14 protein-coding genes are annotated in these 17,604 nt (G+C 68.4%); 2 read left to right on the top strand and 12 right to left on the bottom strand.

Features of this window, described 5'->3' with window-relative positions; translation table 11 throughout:
• Positions 1-155: 155 nt before the first annotated feature.
• Together QM682_RS04035 and QM682_RS04030 are read right to left on the bottom strand one after the other, a co-directional pair.
• On the bottom strand, positions 156-785 hold the full coding sequence (locus QM682_RS04035) for a 3-oxoacid CoA-transferase subunit B (RefSeq protein WP_415127353.1): 630 nt from the start codon (positions 783-785) through the stop codon (positions 156-158).
• Positions 785-1,489: a CoA transferase subunit A gene (locus QM682_RS04030; RefSeq protein ID WP_415127351.1), complete on the bottom strand. Its 705-nt coding sequence runs from the start codon at positions 1,487-1,489 to the stop codon at positions 785-787. The genes QM682_RS04035 and QM682_RS04030 overlap by 1 nt, the downstream gene beginning before the upstream one ends.
• A 109-nt stretch (positions 1,490-1,598) precedes the next feature.
• Here QM682_RS04030 and QM682_RS04025 point away from each other — a divergent pair, with 109 nt between their 5' ends.
• A complete protein-coding gene (locus QM682_RS04025; protein WP_415127349.1) occupies positions 1,599-2,234 on the top strand; it encodes a LuxR C-terminal-related transcriptional regulator in 636 nt (211 codons plus the stop codon).
• 179 nt (positions 2,235-2,413) lie between these two features.
• Here QM682_RS04025 and QM682_RS04020 read toward each other — a convergent pair whose 3' ends face one another.
• The 10 genes from QM682_RS04020 to QM682_RS03975 form a co-directional block, all read right to left on the bottom strand.
• Complete coding sequence (locus QM682_RS04020) at positions 2,414-2,851, bottom strand: MerR family transcriptional regulator (RefSeq protein WP_415127347.1); 438 nt, start codon at positions 2,849-2,851, stop codon at positions 2,414-2,416.
• Between the two features lie 45 nt (positions 2,852-2,896).
• Positions 2,897-5,113: a heavy metal translocating P-type ATPase gene (locus QM682_RS04015; RefSeq protein WP_415127345.1), complete on the bottom strand. Its 2,217-nt coding sequence runs from the start codon at positions 5,111-5,113 to the stop codon at positions 2,897-2,899.
• Between the two features lie 150 nt (positions 5,114-5,263).
• The gene (locus QM682_RS04010; protein ID WP_415127343.1) at positions 5,264-5,947 is read right to left on the bottom strand and encodes a Fe2+-dependent dioxygenase; all 684 of its coding nucleotides are present in this window, start codon (positions 5,945-5,947) and stop codon (positions 5,264-5,266) included.
• Between the two features lie 13 nt (positions 5,948-5,960).
• Complete coding sequence (locus QM682_RS04005) at positions 5,961-6,617, bottom strand: tetratricopeptide repeat protein (protein WP_415127341.1); 657 nt, start codon at positions 6,615-6,617, stop codon at positions 5,961-5,963.
• 54 nt (positions 6,618-6,671) lie between these two features.
• Positions 6,672-9,002 carry a TonB-dependent receptor gene (locus QM682_RS04000; protein WP_415127339.1) on the bottom strand — a complete coding sequence of 777 codons (2,331 nt, stop codon included), beginning with the start codon at positions 9,000-9,002 and terminating at the stop codon, positions 6,672-6,674.
• A 611-nt stretch (positions 9,003-9,613) separates the two neighbouring features.
• Positions 9,614-10,714 carry an alpha-hydroxy acid oxidase gene (locus QM682_RS03995; protein ID WP_415127337.1) on the bottom strand — a complete coding sequence of 367 codons (1,101 nt, stop codon included), beginning with the start codon at positions 10,712-10,714 and terminating at the stop codon, positions 9,614-9,616.
• A gap of 111 nt (positions 10,715-10,825) precedes the next feature.
• Complete coding sequence (locus QM682_RS03990) at positions 10,826-12,325, bottom strand: phospholipase D-like domain-containing protein (RefSeq protein WP_415127335.1); 1,500 nt, start codon at positions 12,323-12,325, stop codon at positions 10,826-10,828.
• 62 nt (positions 12,326-12,387) lie between these two features.
• Positions 12,388-13,572 (bottom strand): multidrug effflux MFS transporter, encoded by a 1,185-nt coding sequence (locus QM682_RS03985; protein WP_415127333.1) that lies wholly within the window; start codon positions 13,570-13,572, stop codon positions 12,388-12,390.
• A gap of 581 nt (positions 13,573-14,153) precedes the next feature.
• Positions 14,154-15,791: a glucan biosynthesis protein gene (locus QM682_RS03980; RefSeq protein ID WP_415127331.1), complete on the bottom strand. Its 1,638-nt coding sequence runs from the start codon at positions 15,789-15,791 to the stop codon at positions 14,154-14,156.
• 175 nt (positions 15,792-15,966) lie between these two features.
• Positions 15,967-16,752, bottom strand: coding sequence for an IclR family transcriptional regulator (locus tag QM682_RS03975; protein ID WP_415127329.1), 786 nt, complete (start codon positions 16,750-16,752; stop codon positions 15,967-15,969).
• A gap of 108 nt (positions 16,753-16,860) precedes the next feature.
• Between QM682_RS03975 and QM682_RS03970 the strand changes: the two genes are divergently transcribed.
• Positions 16,861-17,598, top strand: a complete 738-nt coding sequence (locus tag QM682_RS03970; protein ID WP_415127327.1) for an SDR family oxidoreductase — start codon at positions 16,861-16,863, stop codon at positions 17,596-17,598.
• Positions 17,599-17,604: the final 6 nt, after the last annotated feature.

Genomic DNA, 17,604 nt, shown 5'->3' with positions numbered 1-17,604 from the left:
CCCAAATATCCTCGGGGGTGAATTGCGGCGAAGCCGCAAGAGGGGGCAGGCAGCCCCCTCTCTTCAGGCCAGGCCTCGGGCCGGACTCCAGGCCGGAAGCCTTCGCGCCAAGCCTTCGCCCCGGCCCCTGTCCAAAGCTTCGTGCGCAGGCCCCCTCAGCCGACGATCCTCGCCTCGGTCGCGGCGCGCAGTTCCGCCTCGTTGACGCCGTCCGCCAGCTCGACGATCCGCAGCCCGCCCTCGACCACGTCCAGGACCCCCAGATTGGTGATGATCCGGTTCACCACCCCCTTGCCCGTCAAGGGCAGCGTGCAGGCCGGCAGCACCTTCGATTCCCCCGCCTTGTTGGTGTGGTCCATCACCACCACCACCCGGCCCACGCCGGCGACCAGGTCCATCGCGCCGCCCATGCCCTTGACCAGCTTCCTCGGGATCATCCAGTTCGCCAGGTCGCCATTCTCGGCCACCTCCATCGCGCCCAGGATCGCCATCGCGATCTTGCCGCCGCGGATCATGGCAAAGCTCTCGGCGCTGTCGAAATAGGCGGTCTGGGGCTCTTCGGTCACCGTCTGCTTGCCGGCGTTGATCAGGTCGGCATCCTCCTCGCCCGCATAGGGAAAGGGGCCGATGCCCAGCATGCCGTTCTCCGATTGCAGCGTCACGCGCACGCCCTCGGGGATGTAATTCGCGACCAGGGTGGGGATCCCGATCCCGAGGTTCACATACCAGCCGTCCTGCAACTCCCGCGCGGCCCGCGCCGCCATCTGATTGCGATCCCAGGCCATCACGCGGTCTCCTTCTTGCGGGTGGTGCGCTGCTCGATGCGCTTTTCGTGGCTGCCCTGGATCAGGCGGTGGACATAGATGCCCGGCAGGTGGATGTGGTCCGGGTCCAGGCTGCCGGTCGGCACGATCTCCTCGACCTCGCAGATGCAGATGCGGCCGCATTTCGCCGCCGGCACGTTGAAGTTGCGCGCGGTCTTGCGAAAGATCACATTGCCGGATTCGTCGGCCTTCCAGCCCTTGACGATGGACAGATCCGCGACGATCCCGCGTTCCAGGATATAGGTCTCGCCGTCGAAGTCCTTGTGCTCCTTGCCCTCGGCGATGACCGTGCCGACGCCGGTTTTCGTGTAGAAACCCGGTATCCCGGCGCCGCCGGCGCGCATGCGCTCGGCAAGGGTGCCCTGCGGGTTGAATTCCAGCTCCAGCTCGCCCGAGAGATACTGCCGCATGAACTCCGCGTTCTCGCCGACATAGGAGGAGATCATCTTCCTGATCTGGCGGCTCTGCAACAGGATGCCGAGGCCGAAATCATCGACCCCGCAATTGTTGCTGGCGACGGTCAGGTCCCTGGTCCCGGCCGCGCGGATCGCCTGGATCAGAAGCTCGGGAATGCCGCAAAGCCCGAACCCTCCAGCCGCGACCAGCATCCCGTCACGCAAAACACCTTCAAGCGCAAAAACAGCGCTCCCGTAAACCTTGCTCATGAATGTCCTCCCAGATCCGGCCATGGCCGGCGACAGGAGGGATCTTGCACGATTGCTTTCGATACGGGAATCCGTAGGAATACGTAGGGGCCTACGTAGGAAACACGGCATGGGCGACGGCACCGGCGAGATCGAGAAACTGGCCTTCCACCATGCTCCCGACGCGACCCTTGTGCTTTCGCGCCGGGTCGTGCTGCGGGCCAGCGCGCGGGTCTACGAGGTCTTCGGCTGGCGTCCCGAGGAGCTTTGCGGCCAGTCGGTCCGCGTGCTTTATCCGGGTCAGTCCGATTACGAGTCGATCGGCCGCCGCGCGCGCGAGGCGCTGCGGGCGCGGCCGATCTGCCGTGACGAGCGTTTCATGCTGCGCAAGGGCGGCCAGGTGGTCTGGGTCGAAGGCAGCGGCCACGCTCTGGACCGCTCCGACCCCGAGCGGATGGCGATCTGGACCTATCGCCTGCAATCCTCGGGCATGGCGCGCGGCAGTGGGCTGACCCCGGCGGAAAGGCGCATCGCGCATTACCTGGTGAACGGCTTCACCGCCAAGGAAATGGCCCAGGTGCTGGGCTGCTCTTTCCGCACGGTCGAGGTGCATCGTGCGAACATGATCCGCAAGATGAATGTGCGCAACAGTTTCGAACTGGTGCGCAAGCTGCTCTCCATGCCGGGGGGCGGCTCGTTCCATGGCCCTTCTTCCGATGGCCCATCCATCCTGGCGGAGGCGGAGGGGCCAGACACGCACTATTGACGCGGGGTCATGCGGTCCACCTTGCTATCGGGGCCCTTGTCGCGATGGGTGTCGATTTCACCCCGGATCGGGACGCGGGCGAAATCCTTGGCGTCGATACCATCTCCTGGCACGTTCAGGCTGACAATCGGCTGCCGGGGAGCGCGCGGAAATTGTCAGGTTGCGCGGAGGAGGCCGGGCTAGGACAGGGCTTCGTCGCCGTCGTGATGGGGATGGGCGCAATGTTCGTGATTGCCCAGCACCTCGATCACCCGGCAATCGGCGATGGTGCCGCGGGAGCATTGCCGCAGCATCCGCTCAAGCTCGGCCTTCAGCGCGGTCAGCCGCGAGATGCGGGCATTCACCGCCGCAAGCTGGCGGCGCGCGATCTGGTCGGCTTGCGCGCAGGAGCGGTCGGGATCGTCGGCCAGGTCCAGAAGCTCGCGGATCGCGTCCAGTGGAAAGCCCAGGTCGCGGGCATGGCGGATGAAGGCCAGCCGGTCGCGGATGCCGGGGCCGTAAAGGCGCTGGTTGCCGGCGCTGCGCGGCGGCTGGGGCAAAAGGCCGATTTGTTCGTAATAGCGGATCGTCGGCACCTTGACCCCGGTGGCCTCGGCCAGTTTCCCGATCGAGAGCATGCTGAACCTTTCCTGACCGCGCCCATTCCATGCGGCGCCCACAGTCTAGCGCCGCGCTGGATCATAGGCCAGCAGCCGCAGCGCGTTCAGCGTGACCAGCACCGTGGCCCCGGTATCGGCCAGGATCGCGATCCAAAGACCCGTCATGCCCAGCACCGAGGTCACCAGGAACACCGCCTTCAGCCCCAGCGCGATGGCGACGTTCTGGCGGATATTGCCCATGGCCGCGCGTGCGAGCCGGATCAGCGCGGGCACATCCGTCACCCGGTCGCGCAGGATCGCGGCATCCGCCGTCTCAAGCGCGACATCCGTGCCCGAGCCCATGGCGACGCCCACCCCGGCCTGCTTCAGCGCGGGCGCATCGTTGATGCCGTCGCCGATCATCATCACCGGCCCGGCGGAGGCCATCCCGCGGATGGCGGCAAGCTTGTCCTGGGGCATCATCTCGGCGCGGAAATCGACCTGCATATCCGCCGCGATGGCGGCGGCGGCGCGGGCATTGTCGCCGGTCAGCATGATGGCGGGGATGCCCATGTCGCGAAGCTGGGCCATGGCGGCGCGGGCATCCTCGCGCGGCTGGTCGCGCATGGCGATCAGGCCAAGCGCGCCGTCCTGGGCATAGACGGCGACGGTGGTATGGCCCTGCGTCTCAAGCTGGCGTGCGGCCTCGGCCAGCGCCGGGTCCAGCGCGCCCTGCTCGGCCGCCTGGCGGGGCGAGGCGACCCAGATGGTCCGGCCCCGCACCAGCGCCCGCACGCCCCGGCCCGGCAGCGCGCGGGCCTCGGTCGCGGGCAGGGGGGCCGTGCCTTGCGCGTCGGCATGGTCCAGGATCGCAAGCGCCAGGGGGTGGCTGGACCCCGCCTCGACCGCCGCCGCATGGGCCAGAAGCGCGGCCTCATCCCAGCCGGGGGCCGGCAGCACCTGGGTCACGCGGGGGCGCCCCTGGGTCAGGGTGCCGGTCTTGTCGAAGGCCACGCGGCGCACGGCCGCCGCCGCCTCGATCACCGCGCCGCCCTTCATCAGAAGGCCCCGCCGCGCCCCCGCCGATAGCGCCGAGGCGATGGCCGCCGGGACCGAGATCACCAGCGCGCAGGGGCATCCGATCAGCAGAAGCGCCAGCCCGCGATAGGTCCAGACCTGCCAGTCGCCGCCGAAAAGCAGCGGCGGCACCAGCATCACCAGGGCCGCGACCGCGACGATGGCGGGCATATACCAGCGGCTGAAGCGGTCGATGAACCGCTCGGTCGGGGCGCGGGCTTCCTCGGCCTCTTCGACCAGGCGGATGATGCGGGCGATGGTGTTGTCGGCGGCGCGCCTGCCGACCCGGATGCGCAGCGCGGCCTCGGTGTTGATCGAGCCGGCAAAGACCGCATCCCCCGGCCCCTTGCCGACCGGAACGCTTTCGCCCGTCACCGGGCTTTCGTCGATGCCCGAGACGCCCTCGGCGATCTCGCCATCGGCGGGCAGGCGGTCGCCGGGCCGGACCAGCACGATCTGGCCGATTTCAAGGCTGTCGGCGGGCACCTCGGCCAGGGTGCCGTCACTTTCCAGAAGCGCCGTGCGTGGGACCAGCCCGGCCAGCGCGCGGATACCGTCGCGGGCGCGGTTCGCGGCCACGCCCTCCAGCACCTCGCCCAGGGCGAACAGGAAGACGACCAGCGCGGCCTCTTCGGCGGCGCCGATGAAAAGGGCGCCGGCGGCGGCGATGGTCATCAGCGATTCGATGGTGAAGGGCTGGCCCATGCGCAGCGCCTGCCCCGCGCGCCAGGCGATCGGCGCAAGGCCGATCAGGCAGGCCAGGACAAAGGGCCAATGCCCCGGCGGCCTGGGCGCGGCCAGTTCCAGCACCCAGGCCAGGGCCAGCAGCCCGCCCGTCAGCAGGACAAGCCGGCCCTTGGCGGTGCGATGCCAGGCTTTGCCGCGATCAGCGGGGTCGTCATGGCTGTGATTGCGACTGTGACTGTGACTGTGATTGTGGCCATGCGCAGGGTGGTCGTGCCGCGCGGGGCCGGGATGTTGCGCGGCATGATCCTGGGCGCGGGGCGCGATGTCATAGCCCAGCCCGCGCACGGTCGCCTCGATCTTCGTCTCGGGTGTGGTGCGCGGGGCAAGGCGCAGGGACAGCCTTTCGGCCATCAGCGCCACGCTGACATCGCTGACGCCCGGCAGCCGTGCGACCGCGCGCGACACCTTGGCCGAGCACGAGGCGCAGTCCATTCCCCTGACCGTCCATTCGCGCCGATCCGTCTGTTCCTGGGCCATCTTCCTTGCCTCATCTTGCGGCGGGAACCGCAGATTCGGTCCCCTTTGGACGCAATCTAGTTGCTCTAGCCGCTAGAGGTTCAAGAGGGGGAAGCGGATTTTCCTGCGGCCCCATGGGACGCGGATCAGGCAGCGCGGATCAGGTGGGGGTCACAGTTCGGACCACATGCGGATCAGGTTGTGATAGATGCCGGTCAGGCGCACGGCCTCGGGTGCGTTGGCCCCGCCCTGCGCGCTCAGCGACTGGATCGACTGGTCCAGGTCGAACAGGATCGCCCGCTGCGCGTCCGAGCGGATCATGCTTTGCAGCCAGAAGAACGAGGATACCCGCACCCCCCGCGTTACCGGCGTCACCTGATGCAGCGAGGTCGAGGGGTAAAGCACCATGTCCCCCGCCGACAGCTTGACCACCTGCGCGCCGTAATGGTCCTCGACGATCAATTCGCCGCCGTCGTAATCCTCGGGCTCGGTCAGGAACAGGGTCATGGACAGGTCGGTGCGCAGCCGCTCTCCGGTCAGGGGCATCGCGCGGATGGCGTTGTCCACATGCACGCCGAAGGTCTCGGCCTGGGCATAGCGGTTGAACATCGGCGGCAGGATGCGATGGGGCAGGGCGGCGGCCATGAACAGCGGATTGCGCGCCAGCCGGTCCAGGATCGCCTGGCCCAGTTGCAGCGCCACCTGGCTTTCGGGGTCAAGCTGGCTGTTGCGCTTGACCTCAAGCGATTGCGTGCCGGAGGTCAGGCGGCCGTCCTGCCAATCGGCCTGATCCAGCGCGGCACGGAAACGGGCGACCTCGTCCTTGGACAAGACCGAGGGGATGGTGATCAGCATGGGCGGAACCTTTCTAGGCTGGATCAAGGCGGCGCAGGGCCTGGGCGGCGCGCGCGCGCATGGCGGCGTCGGGATGATCCGCCAGCAGGCGCGCCGCCCTGCGCCAATATTCGGGAAAGCCGCCCCTGATCGAGCGGTCGAGCCAGTCCAGCGCCGGCGCCCGCGCGCCGGCCTGAAGCAGCAGGCGGGCCAGGTTGAACTGTGCCCAGCAATCGCCGGCCTTGGCGGCGGCGTGGAAATAGTCGATGGCGGCCGAGGCGGGGTCCGGCCCCTGGCCCGCCTCGGCCAGCATGCCTAGCATGTTCAGCGCCTTGGCATGACCCTTGCGGGCGGCGGCGGCGTAAAGCGCATGGGCGCGGGCTTCGTCGCGTGCGACGCCCTGGCCCGACAGGCACAGGTCGGCCAGGTTGAACATGGCCCAGGCGTCTCCGGCCTCGGCCGCGCGGGCGAAATAACCCGCCGCCAGGCCCGGATCGCGGGGCACGCCCCAGCCGCGTTCATGCATGCGTCCGATCATGGTCAGGGCAGCGGCGCTGCCACCCCGCGCGGCCATGCTGAAGCTGTCCAGCGCCGCCTGCGGCTTGCCGCCGTCCAGAAGCATCTGCCCCAGGGCCAATGCGGCCTCGGGCGCGTCGGCCTGCGGGGCGGGGGTTTCGGGCGGCTGGGACATGGGCGCCTTGGGAATGGAACGGATGCGGCGGGACCAGGCCCGCCGCATCAAGGGTCAGAAGCGCTTGCCGATCGACAGCGCGAAGGTGCGGCCCGCTGCGGGTTCCACGCGGCTGGACGAGAAGGCCGAGGCGTAGTTCTGATGGTCGGTCAGGTTGTAGGCGTTCAGCGCCACGCGCCAATCGTCCTGCTCATAGGCGATCATCATGTCCAGAGACAGCGTCTCCGGGATCTCGGCGGTATTGTCCGTGTCCGCGAAATAATCCGACGCATAGCGGATGCCGCCCGCGACCGTGACCTGGCCCGGCAGACCGGCCTGGGCTTGGGGAACGGCGTAGCTGGTCCACAGCGACAGGTTGTGGCGCGGCACGCCCGGCGCTTCGTTGCCCGCGATGGGATCCTCGGTCGGATCGGTGTCGATGCCCCGGCCCCCCCGGATCTCGCCCTTCTGGTAGGCGTAATTGGCATAGAGCGTCCAGCCTTGCGCGATCTCGCCGGTCGCGCCCAGTTCCAGGCCGCGAATGCGGCGGCCCGAACCGGCCTCAAAGAAGCCCACGGGGAACTCGCCCGTCTCGGGATCGATCGTGTCGCCAAAGGAGTGGCGCTTGGTGATCTGGAACAGCGCCCCGGTCAGGCCCAGGCGGCCGTCCAGCAGGTTCAGCTTGCCGCCCAGTTCGATCAGGTCCGAACGCTCGGGCTCCATGTCGCCGGCGACTTCGCTCGCGAACGAGTTCGCGTTCACCGAGATATCGGCGCCCTGCGGACGATAGGTCCGCGACAGCGTCAGATAGCCCATCGCATTCTCGCTCGGCTCATAGATCACGCTCAGCGAGGGGCTGATCTTGGTCGAGCTGCCGCTGGTGCTGACATTGTCCGTCGAGGCGATGAAGGGGCCGTCGAAGGTGTTCTCGAAATAGTCCAGCCGGGCCGCGCTGGCCAGGGTCCAGCCATTGCCAAGGGACATGCGGTCGGAAAGGAACAGCCCCGCGTTGAAGGCCGTCGACTGCGAACGGGTGTCGGACCAGTCGAAGGTGGCATCGCCGGCGTCGAAGACCGGGTTCAGCACGCTGGTCCCGCTCGCACGCTCGCCCAGCCATGTGCCGCGACGGCGATAGTCCTTCTGATAGCTCAGGTCCAGACCGACCTGCACCTTGTGCTTGATGCCGCCCGTCGCGAATTCGCCACGTCCGGCCAGCACGTTCTGGAAGCCCCAGCCGTCCTGCTTGTAGGTCATGCCGCCGCCGGCGCCATAGCTCATCACCACGTCCTCGCCGTTCAGCAGGTCGTCCAGATAGCCGGTCGGATTGCCGTCGCGGTCCAGTTGCGACAGGCTGGCGGGATGGGTCGCGAAGCGCGTGCGCTTGTAGCGCGCCAGCCGCGTGTCGTTGCTGAGCGTCCAGCCATTGCCCATGTCGTGGGACAGCGCCGAGGTGATGTCATGGACATCCGTGTCCTCGCGGTCGGTGCTGCGCAGATAGGACGTATCGCGATCATAGCCGGGAATGTCGTATTCCAGCAGCGGGCGATAGATGCCGTCCGCGCCCTCGGCCATGGGCTGGCCCATGTCCGGGGTGCCGCGCCCGCGCAGGTAGGAATAGCCCAGATGCCACTCGGTCCCGGTGCCGATGCCGGTGCCCCAGTCGATGGCCAGGCCGGCGCGGTCGGCTTCGACATGATCGCGATCCGCCACGTCCTGCTTCTGGCCCATCAGGTTGAAGCGCAGCGCCTGATCCTGGCCCACGACGCGGTTGGTATCAAGTTCGATCCGGGCCAGCGGGCCGGTGCCGACCAGCCCGTTCACCACGGTTTCGTCGGTCAGGTGGGCGCGCTTGCTGGACTGGTTGATCAACCCGCCCATGTTGCCGGTGCCGAAGGCATCGCCCGAGGGGCCTTTCAGAACCTCGACCGATTCCGTGTTGAAATTGTCATGCGTATAGGCGCCGAAATCGCGCAGCCCGTCTCGATAGACATCGCCCGCCGCGACCAGGCCGCGGATGCGGAACTGGTCGCCAGACCCCCCGCCCCGGCCTTCGCCGGTCGAAAGCGTGATGCCGGGCACGTTGCGCAGCGCCTCTTGCAGGGTGACCGCCTGCTGCTGCTTGATGATCTCTTGCGGGATGATCTGCACTTCGCGCGGGGTTTCGAAGACCGTCCCCGGCAGGCGCGACAGGCCGGTGCCGGATTCGTTGACATTGGCCGATCCCGTGGCGCCGGTCAGAACGACCGTATCCAGCGTCACGGTGCTGCTGGGCGCGCCTTCGCCGGTCGTGGTGGCTTCCTGTGCTTTTGCCGCGTCAACAGTGCTGAAGCCGCCAAGGGCTACGCCAAGCGAAACACCTGCGGTCGAAAGCACCGGACGAAGTGAGTGAGGCTGGCGTAGGGCCATGTGCCGCTCCTTATGAGAATGTCCTGATGTGTTGGCTAGCGGACGATACGACCTGCATGGCTGTTTTCAGCGATAGAAACAAAACAGAAATATATCAATTAGACCATCATTCCGGTCCGGGTGGATGTGACTTGCTTGCCACATGGCCCTGGAGGTGTCGTGAAAGGGGCGCGGCGCAGAGGCTATGGCCTGGCTTGCGTCATCCACGGCAGGGAATGGAATTTGGGGGCATAGCGGATGCTGAAGCCGGCACATCCCGTTGCGACGCCTCGTTTTGGTGCTTTTACTTGTGGCGGGAAAATCCGGGGGCGGTCCTTGATGCGCAGGACGACACGCGGGCAATCATCCCGCGCGTGCCCGTCCGACGGGGCGGGATACACGACGGGACGGGCGATTATTTGTATATTTTGTATAAGAAATTGTGCTTGCTGTTGCCGTGATCCGGGCTTTCCCATGCCCTGCCTGGTCCAGTTCCGTTCCGGGGCCCGCGCGGCTTGCCCTGGGCGGAAACATGTTTGTGCCACGCGCTGCCGGGCCCGCCGCGCCGAGGGGCTGCGCTTTATTTGCGGCATCGGGGATGCGCGCCAGCAGTGGCGGCCCGACCGGCTGGATTAGTCCCGGCCGGACTGCCGCCAGATCACGCTTGCGTCGATCTGCGCCAGCGAGCGGCGGCCGGTCAGGGCCATTGCGACCTCAAGCTCGCTGCGCAGGATACTGATCAGATGCGCGACCCCGGTGGCCCCGGCCACGGCCAGCGCATGCAGTTGCGGCCGTCCGATCAGCACCGCCCGCGCACCCAGAGCCAGTGCCTTCAGCACGTCGGTGCCGCGCCGGATGCCGCCGTCGCACAGGATCGGGACGCGGCCCGCGACCGCCTGGACGATCCGGGGCAGCGCCTCGGCCGTGGCGGGCGCGGTGTCCAGCACCCGGCCCCCATGGTTCGACACGATGATCCCGTCCGCCCCGCATTCCAGCGCGCGCAGCGCATCGGCGGGACCGAGGATGCCTTTCAGCAGGACCGGCAGGCTTGTGCTGGCCTTCAGCCACTCGATATCCTGCCAGCGCGGCGCGGCGTCCATCAGGCCCAGGAAGGTCGGCCCCCGCCCCGGCATCTCGCGGATCGGGGGCGGGGCCATTCCGTCCAGGTTCACCGGGCGCAGCTCCGCGGGCAGGCGGAACCCGGCGCGCTGTTCGTGATTGCGTAGCCCGCTGACCGGGGCGTCCACCGTCACGACCAGGGCCTCATAGCCCGCTGCCTCGGCCCGGCGGATCAGGGTCAGCGTGTCCGCGCGCGCGGGCTGAAGGTAAAGCTGGAACCACAGCGGGCCGCTGGCGGCCTCGGCGATCCGCTCGATACGGGTGCCGGCCTGGGTCGAGACGACCATCAGACTGCCCGTCGCCGCCGCGCCGATCCGCGTGGCGCATTCGGCCTCGGGATGGACCAGCCCGTGATAGGCGACCGGCGCCAGCAGCAGGGGATGGGGCAGCGCATGGCCGAACAGCGTCAGCGCGGTATCGGCGCCGCGCAGATCGGCCAGGACGCGGCTTTCCAGCCGAAGGGCCTGCCAGGCCGCAAGGTTCTCGGCCGCCGTGATGCCGTCCGCGCCCGCGCCGTTCACATAGGCCAGCACGCCCGGTTGCAGCCGCCTTGCGGCATGGCGTTCGTAATCGGCGGCGCAAAGGATGTCCGGGGCGATGGGGGATTCGTGCATGCGCGCTCTCCTGGCCGGGAATGGGCCGGCCTAGGGAACGATATGCCATCGCGCGGCCCGTGCGGAAAGCCCCGCCCGGGCATGGGCGGCCGGTGGCAGGTGGGCGCGGGATCAGCGCCGCCGCCGCTGCCACAGGATGGCGCCGGCCACGGTCAGCCCCAGCCCGACCATCAGATGGCGCGAGGTGATGCCCAGCCGCGCCTGCGCGCTGCGCCGATAGCGCGGATCGAAGAAGCGCGTATCCGCCAGCAGCGCGCCCAGCAAGGTCTCGCGCCGCAGCGGCAGCGGGCGCAGTCGGCGGCCCCGCGGCGCGTTCAGCGCCTGGATCGCGCCGATCAGGCCGCGCGCCCGGATCGTCCGGCCCACACGCTCGGGCGAGCTTGCCAGATGCTCGGCCAGAAGCTGGTCGCGGATCTGGCGGATATAGGCGCGCGACGCCCGGTCCGTCCCGGCGATCGCCACGTCGCATTCGGTGTCGAAGGCCATCGAGCGGCGGTCGATATTCGAGGAACCCACCCGCAGCAGCCGATCGTCGATGATCGCGATCTTGGCATGGACATAGATATCCTCGTCCCTGGCCGTCACTGGATAAAGGATGCGGAAGCGGCCATGCGGATCATGCGCCCGCAAATCCCGCACCATGCGCGAGCGGGTGACATGCATCGCCTCGTCCTCAAGATGTTTCTGGGCGGCGCGGGGGTTGATGACCACGACTTCGGGGCCGTGCGGCTCGGCCAGCCGGGCGCGGATGGCGTCTGTCACACTGTCGGCGCAGAAATATTGCGATTCCAGATAGATGTAATCCCGCGCGGCGGCGATGCCGTCCAGATAGAGCTGCTCGATCTCGGCCACGGTGGGGCTGTCGCGCTCGGGCGGGTGGGTGCGGGCGATGGCGATGGGCAGGTCGCGCGCGCCGGGGGCCACGCTTTCGGGCCAAAGATCGGCGCCGGGGCGAAACTCCTCGTCCATCTCGCCGTCATTGGCGCGGGCCCAGCGGGCGCGGGCCAGCTTCGAGAGCGCCGCCGCCGCATGCCCCGACATCACCGCCGAGGCGTCATGCCAGGGCGGCGCGATCTCGCCCGATTTCAGGCGGCGCAGATCGTCTTCGCTGGCATGGCCGGGGCGGTCCCAGCGCCCGTCCGTCATGTCGATGCCGCCGCAAAAGGCCAGGGAATCGTCGATCACCACGATCTTTTGGTGATGGCAGGCGCCGATGGGGTGGCGCCCGTCGAAGGCCAGGTGGATCTGGTCGGGCGATATCAGCCAGATCCGCGCGGCGGGCAGGATGCGCCCCGGCGCGATCAGCGCGCCGCCCGACCATTTCAGCAGATAGATGTCCAGTCCCGGACGGCGATCCGCCAGGGCCTCCAGGAAATCGCCGACACGGTTGGGCAGGCCGTCGGGCGCAAGGCCCTGATCGTCGCTTTCGCCGGGCAGCATCTCGATCTCGAAGTCGAAATCCCAGCCCACCATGATCGCCAGCCGATGGGCTTTCAGCAGCGCCTCGCGCAGGGCGCGGAAATAGTCCTGGCCGTCGATGATAAGGGCGAAAGCGCTTGCCCGCTCGACGCGCCAGCAGTTGCGACCCGGTTGGAATTCAATCTCTTGCATGGCGCGTCTCCCTGTCGGCGGGGAATAACCCAAGGGCCGGCGGGGCGGTTCCGCGCGCCCCGTCAGAACTGCGGGCGCGGCAGCGACAGGGCGGCCGCGATCCAGGTCAGCACCGCGCAAAGCGCGATGGCGGGGATCATGGTGGCGCTGGTATTGTCCAGCAGCGGCGCGGTCGCGGCGATCATCGCGGCCCCCGTCAGCATCTGGATCGTGCCCCCCAGGGACGAGGCCAGCCCCGCGATATCCGGGTGCGGATCCAGCGACATCACCATGGCCGTGGGCATCACCAGGCCCAGGCAGGCATTGCCCACGAACAGACCCGTCACGACCAGCGCCAGCGCGTCCAGCCCCGCCAGGACCAGCAGGCCAAGCGTGATCGTGATGCCCGCGAAGCCGGTCAGGGCCAGCGCGATCACCCGCTCCATCCCGAAGCGTTCGGCCATGCGCGCGGCCAGTTGCGAGGCCGCGAAGAAGCCCACCGCATTCACCGCGAAGGCCAGCGAAAAGCCCGTGGGACCAAGCCCGTATTGCCGCGTATAGACGAAGCTTGCCGAGGCCAGGAAGACGAAAAAGCTGGCCATGCCGAAGCCGCCGATCAACACCAGCCCCATGAAGCGGCGGTCGGTCAGCAGCCGCCTGGCCCCGGCCAGCATCGCCCCGGCGCGGATGGGCCGGCGGTTTTCCGGGGCCAGCGTCTCGGGCAGGACGAACAGCGTCAGCGCAAGGCTTGCCAGCGAGGCGCCGGCCAGGACCGCGAAGATCTCGCGCCAGCCGCCCCAGGCCATCACGACCGAGCCGGTCAGCGGCGCCAGCATCGGCGAGACCGAGATCACGATCATGATCGCCGCCATCATCCGCGCCGCCTGCGGTCCGGTGGCCAGGTCGCGGATGACCGCGCGCGGCACCGCCATCAGTGCCGCCGCGCCCAGGCCCTGCGCGGCGCGCGCCGCGATCAGCCAGCCCAGATCGGGCGCAATGCTGGCCGCCACGCTCGCCAGCAGAAAGATCACGGTGCCCAGCACCAGCGGCGGCTTGCGCCCCAGCGCGTCGGCCATCGGGCCATAGATCATCTGGGCGATGCCGAAGACCAGGAAATAGGCGGTCAGGGTCGTCGCGGCCCCGGCCTCGGTCGTGCCAAGATCCGTGGCGACCTGGGGCAGGGCGGGAAGATACATGTCGATCGCGAAGGGACCGACGGCGGACAGCAGGCCCAGCACCAGGGCCATGCGGAACAGGGGATCGCGCATAGGGAATGCCTGTCGAGAGGAAGGGATACAGGAAAAGGCGGCGCGCAATCGCGCCTGGGGATGATGCCGCCGTGGCGGGCTTGTGCCATGGGCCGGGCGCGGGCGCAAGGCATGGGCCATGCGTCCCCCCTGATGCGAGGGGCAGCAGGTCATGACAGGGCGGAACGGAAAGACCGGGAATGCCGCCATGGCGCGCCGCCGCATTTCGGCTTGTGGTCTTCCCTTGGGGCAGGGCCGCCCCAAGGGCCGGCATCAGGAACAAGAGGCTGAAAACCCGGAGCGTCGGCCTGTCCCGCTGATCCTTGATCGTGCCGGCACGGAGCCGCCCGCCGCCTGTCCTTCCCAGGCATGCGAACCCCGCGACGATCCGATCAAGCCATGCTTTCGAAGACAGGCGCGGTCCGCGTTGCATTTGCCGCGCATGCCGCGCAAAGGCGGCGGGAAGAGGGCGGGCAGGAAAAGCTTGCCGGTCTTTCGGATGGCGGCCCCATCTGGACGCATCCGCGACTGAAAGCCCGAACAGGCGTCAGCGCGGGATTGCTGGGCGGGGCCGCGCGGCCCCGGCCGATACGTCTTTCCGCCTATGGCTTGACCGCCGCCGGCGCGGGAACCGGGTCGGGCGGGTTGTAGCCCGGACGGGCGCGGTCGAACTGCGCGGGATGGACCTGGCCCAGCCAGGTCTCGGTCAGCGGCGCGCCGTCCTTTTCCAGATAGGCGCGGATGTCCGCCGTCTCGATCCCCGGCGCGTCGATGTCGAAGATCAGCCGCCAGCGCGAGGTGCCCACGACCGGCAGGGCATAGCTTTGCACGATCTTCACCCCATCGGGAACGCTGACCACCGGGGTCACGCCGTCCTGCTGGCCCAGCGTGCCAAGCGCGCCGCCGTCGAAATCGACGGCGATCTTCAGCTCATTCGCCGGGCGCGGCAGGCCGGGCACGCCGCCCGCGCCGATCCGGGTCGCGACCGTCTGCGCCAGGGGCTGCGGCACCGGCGGCTGATCGGCCCAGAAAAGCGAATAGCTGAAATCGCGCTCTTCTCCGGGCTGGGGCGGCTGGGCCGGGTTCCAGAAGGCGACGATATTGTCATATACCTCGTCATCGGTCGGGATCTCGATCAACTGGACCTGGCCCTGGCCCCAATCGCCCTCGGGCTTGATCCAGACCGAGGCGCGCTTGTCGTAAAAAACCCCGTCATCCTCGTAATTCTGAAAGCTGCGGTCGCGCTGGATCAGGCCGAAGCCCTGCGGGTTCTCGGTCGAGAAGCTGGAGGTGACGACGCGCGGCGGGTTCATCAGCGGGCGCCAGATCTGTTCGCCATTGCCCATGACCATCATCAGCCCGTCGGCGTCATGCACCTCGGGGCGCCAGTCGAAGCCCAGCACGCGGTTCGTCTCGGAATACCAATACATCGAGGTCAGGGGCGCGATCCCCAGCCGCTCGACCGTATCGCGGAAGAACAGCCGGGACGAGATCTTCATGGCCTGGCCCTGGCCCGGCTTTCCCTTCGAGATGTCCATGCGATAGGCGCCCGAGACCGAGGGGCTGTCCATCAGCGCATAAATCGTCATATCCGCCGCGCCGTCCTTGGGCTTCTCGATGTAGAATTCAGTGAAAAGCGGGAATTCCTCGGGCGTGGACATGCCGGAATTCAGCGCCAGGCCCCGCGCCGACATGCCATATTGCCCGAACGGCCCCGAGGTGCGGAAATAGCTGGCGCCCAGGAAGCTGATCCAGTCGGTCTTGAGGTCCGGGTCCATCAGCCGGAAGCCCGCGAAGCCCTGGCCCCTGGTCAGCAGATGCGCCGGGCTGTCGGCGGGCATGTCGAAGAAATTCTCGTGATATTCGACTTCGCGGGCCTTGCCGTTCTCGACCATGCTGATCTTGACCGGATTGCGGAAATAGGTGCCCAGGTGAAAGAACTGCACGGGCACGTCGCCGATCTTGACGGTCTTCTCGGGGCGGAAGCGGATTTTCCAATGCGCGTCATAGTCGATTTTTTCCAGCACGTCCGGCTGTTCGACCACCGGCGCGCGATAGGGCTGGGCGGCCAGGTCGCGGGCCTTCTGGCTTAGCGTGTCGAAGCTGAAGGCTTGCGACTGGCCCAGGTCGGGCGCGGCAAGCCTGGTCTCTTGCGCCTGGGCCGGCGACAGGACCAGGGGCTGGCCCAGCGTCAGGGCAAGTGCGGCTGCGGTCAGGGCTGCGGTTTTGCGAAGGCGCAATTCGGAACTCCGTTCGATCGGCTGCGGGCGGCGCGGGGCTGGCGCCGGCTCTCGCCCTATCGCTATGGCGAAGCGGGGGAATGACGCAAGGGAATTGCGGCGGGGTGGCGGAAATCCGACGCGGGCGCAGGATCCTGCCGACCGGATGGGGACGTTCTGGCGGCCTGGGGGCGGCTTAGCCCCGGCCCGGTCCGGCCAGGCCCAGGGCGATGGCGCGCAGCCCCTCCAGCGCGGCCTGGGGGCTTTCGCCATCGGTCGCGTCGGGATGGGCGATATAGGCGCAGGTCAGCGCGGCTATCGCGCTGCCGTCCGGGCCAGGGACGGGAATGCTGATATCGGTCACGCCGACAAGCTGCGGCGACGGCCCGATCCGCGCCCGCTGGTCGCGGATCCGGGCCAGATGCGGGCGCAGGGCGGTCAGCCGGGCCTGGGCCGGGCCGGGGGCGACGCCCCAGACGCCCAGCGTCTCGACCAGCCGCTCGGGCGGCTGGAAGGCCAGCAGGGTCTGGCCCGATCCGGTCGCGAAAAGGTCGATCTGGCCGCCCAGCCGGGCGCGGAACTCCCAATGCCCGGTGGGGCTGGCCTGGGCCACGACGATGCCCACGCCCTGTTCGGGGACGATCAGGTGGCAGGACTGGCGCATGGCGCGGGCGAAATCGTCCATGCCGGGCTGGGCCTGGGCCACCAGCCGCCGCAGCGGCGGGTGCCGCGTCGCCACCAGGAACATTCGCATGCTCAGCGCATAGCGGTCGCCGCCGTCCAGCCGGGCGACATAGCCCCGCGCCACCAGCCGTTCCAGCATGCGATAGATCTGCGAGGGGCTCAGCCCCAGTGCCTTGACGATCTCGCTGCGCGTCAGGCCGCCCGGCTGATCGGAAAGCACCTCAAGGATGTCCAGCCCCTTGTCCAGCGCGGGCGCGCGGTAGCGGTCCGGTGCGGCGGGGTCGGAATCATGTTCCATGGCTGGCCTCCCAGGGATCAAGTCGGCGCATGAAAAGGCTTGCGTCAACGGTTCATATGTGGACTGATGGTTCATATAAGAAATGCGGATGGCTTTGGGAGGGGTCTGATGCGGCTTTCCGGCAAGACGGTTCTGGTGACGGCGGCGGGTCAGGGGATCGGGCGCGCAAGTGCGCTGGCCCTGGCCGAGGCGGGCGCGCAGGTGATCGCGACGGATCTGAACGGCGATCTGCTGGCAGGGCTGGACGGCATCCGCACCCAGGTCCTGGACGTGACCGACGCGGCCGCCGTCAAGCGGATCGCGGCGCAGGTCGGGCCGCTTGACGGGCTTTTCAACTGCGCGGGCGTGGTCCATAACGGCGCGCTTCTGGACCTGACCGACGAGGATTGGGATTTCGCCCTGGCGCTGAACGTCACCGCGATGATGCGGCTGGCGCGGGCCTGCCTGCCCGGCATGCTGGAGCGCGCGGCGCGGACGGGAAGCGCCTCGATCCTGAACATGGCTTCGATGGCCTCGTCGGTGAAGGGCTTTGCGAACCGCTGTGCCTATGGCGCGACCAAGGCCGCCGTGATCGGGCTGACCAAGGCGATCGCCGCCGATTACGTCAAGCAGGGGCTGCGCTGCAACGCGCTTTGCCCCGGCACGGTGGACACGCCCAGCCTGCGCGGGCGGATCGCGGCCTCGGCCGATCCGGTGCAGGCGGAAAAGGATTTCATCGCCCGCCAGCCCATGGGCCGGCTTGCGACCGTGGACGACATGGCGCCCATGGTGGTCTATCTGCTGTCGGATGAAAGCCGCTTCGTCACCGGCCAGGCGCTGCTGGTCGATGGAGGCGTGACGATCTGATCCAAG

Source organism: Paracoccus sp. (in: a-proteobacteria) (genome assembly GCF_047605025.1).
Taxonomy (GTDB): Bacteria; Pseudomonadota; Alphaproteobacteria; order Rhodobacterales; family Rhodobacteraceae; genus Paracoccus.
Note: the sequence above shows the minus strand (reverse complement) of the source record. Positions and strands in the feature narration are given on the sequence as shown.

Coding starts and splice junctions, on each gene's coding strand:
- QM682_RS03970 (WP_415127327.1), top strand. CDS start 16,861: ATGCGGCTTTCCGGCAAGACGGTTCTGGTGACGGCGGCGGGTCAGGGG.
- QM682_RS03995 (WP_415127337.1), bottom strand. CDS start 10,714: ATGCACGAATCCCCCATCGCCCCGGACATCCTTTGCGCCGCCGATTAC.
- QM682_RS04005 (WP_415127341.1), bottom strand. CDS start 6,617: ATGTCCCAGCCGCCCGAAACCCCCGCCCCGCAGGCCGACGCGCCCGAG.
- QM682_RS04025 (WP_415127349.1), top strand. CDS start 1,599: ATGGGCGACGGCACCGGCGAGATCGAGAAACTGGCCTTCCACCATGCT.
- QM682_RS03975 (WP_415127329.1), bottom strand. CDS start 16,752: ATGGAACATGATTCCGACCCCGCCGCACCGGACCGCTACCGCGCGCCC.
- QM682_RS04015 (WP_415127345.1), bottom strand. CDS start 5,113: ATGGCCCAGGAACAGACGGATCGGCGCGAATGGACGGTCAGGGGAATG.
- QM682_RS04010 (WP_415127343.1), bottom strand. CDS start 5,947: ATGCTGATCACCATCCCCTCGGTCTTGTCCAAGGACGAGGTCGCCCGT.
- QM682_RS04035 (WP_415127353.1), bottom strand. CDS start 785: ATGGCCTGGGATCGCAATCAGATGGCGGCGCGGGCCGCGCGGGAGTTG.
- QM682_RS03985 (WP_415127333.1), bottom strand. CDS start 13,572: ATGCGCGATCCCCTGTTCCGCATGGCCCTGGTGCTGGGCCTGCTGTCC.
- QM682_RS04030 (WP_415127351.1), bottom strand. CDS start 1,489: ATGAGCAAGGTTTACGGGAGCGCTGTTTTTGCGCTTGAAGGTGTTTTG.
- QM682_RS04020 (WP_415127347.1), bottom strand. CDS start 2,851: ATGCTCTCGATCGGGAAACTGGCCGAGGCCACCGGGGTCAAGGTGCCG.
- QM682_RS04000 (WP_415127339.1), bottom strand. CDS start 9,002: ATGGCCCTACGCCAGCCTCACTCACTTCGTCCGGTGCTTTCGACCGCA.
- QM682_RS03990 (WP_415127335.1), bottom strand. CDS start 12,325: ATGCAAGAGATTGAATTCCAACCGGGTCGCAACTGCTGGCGCGTCGAG.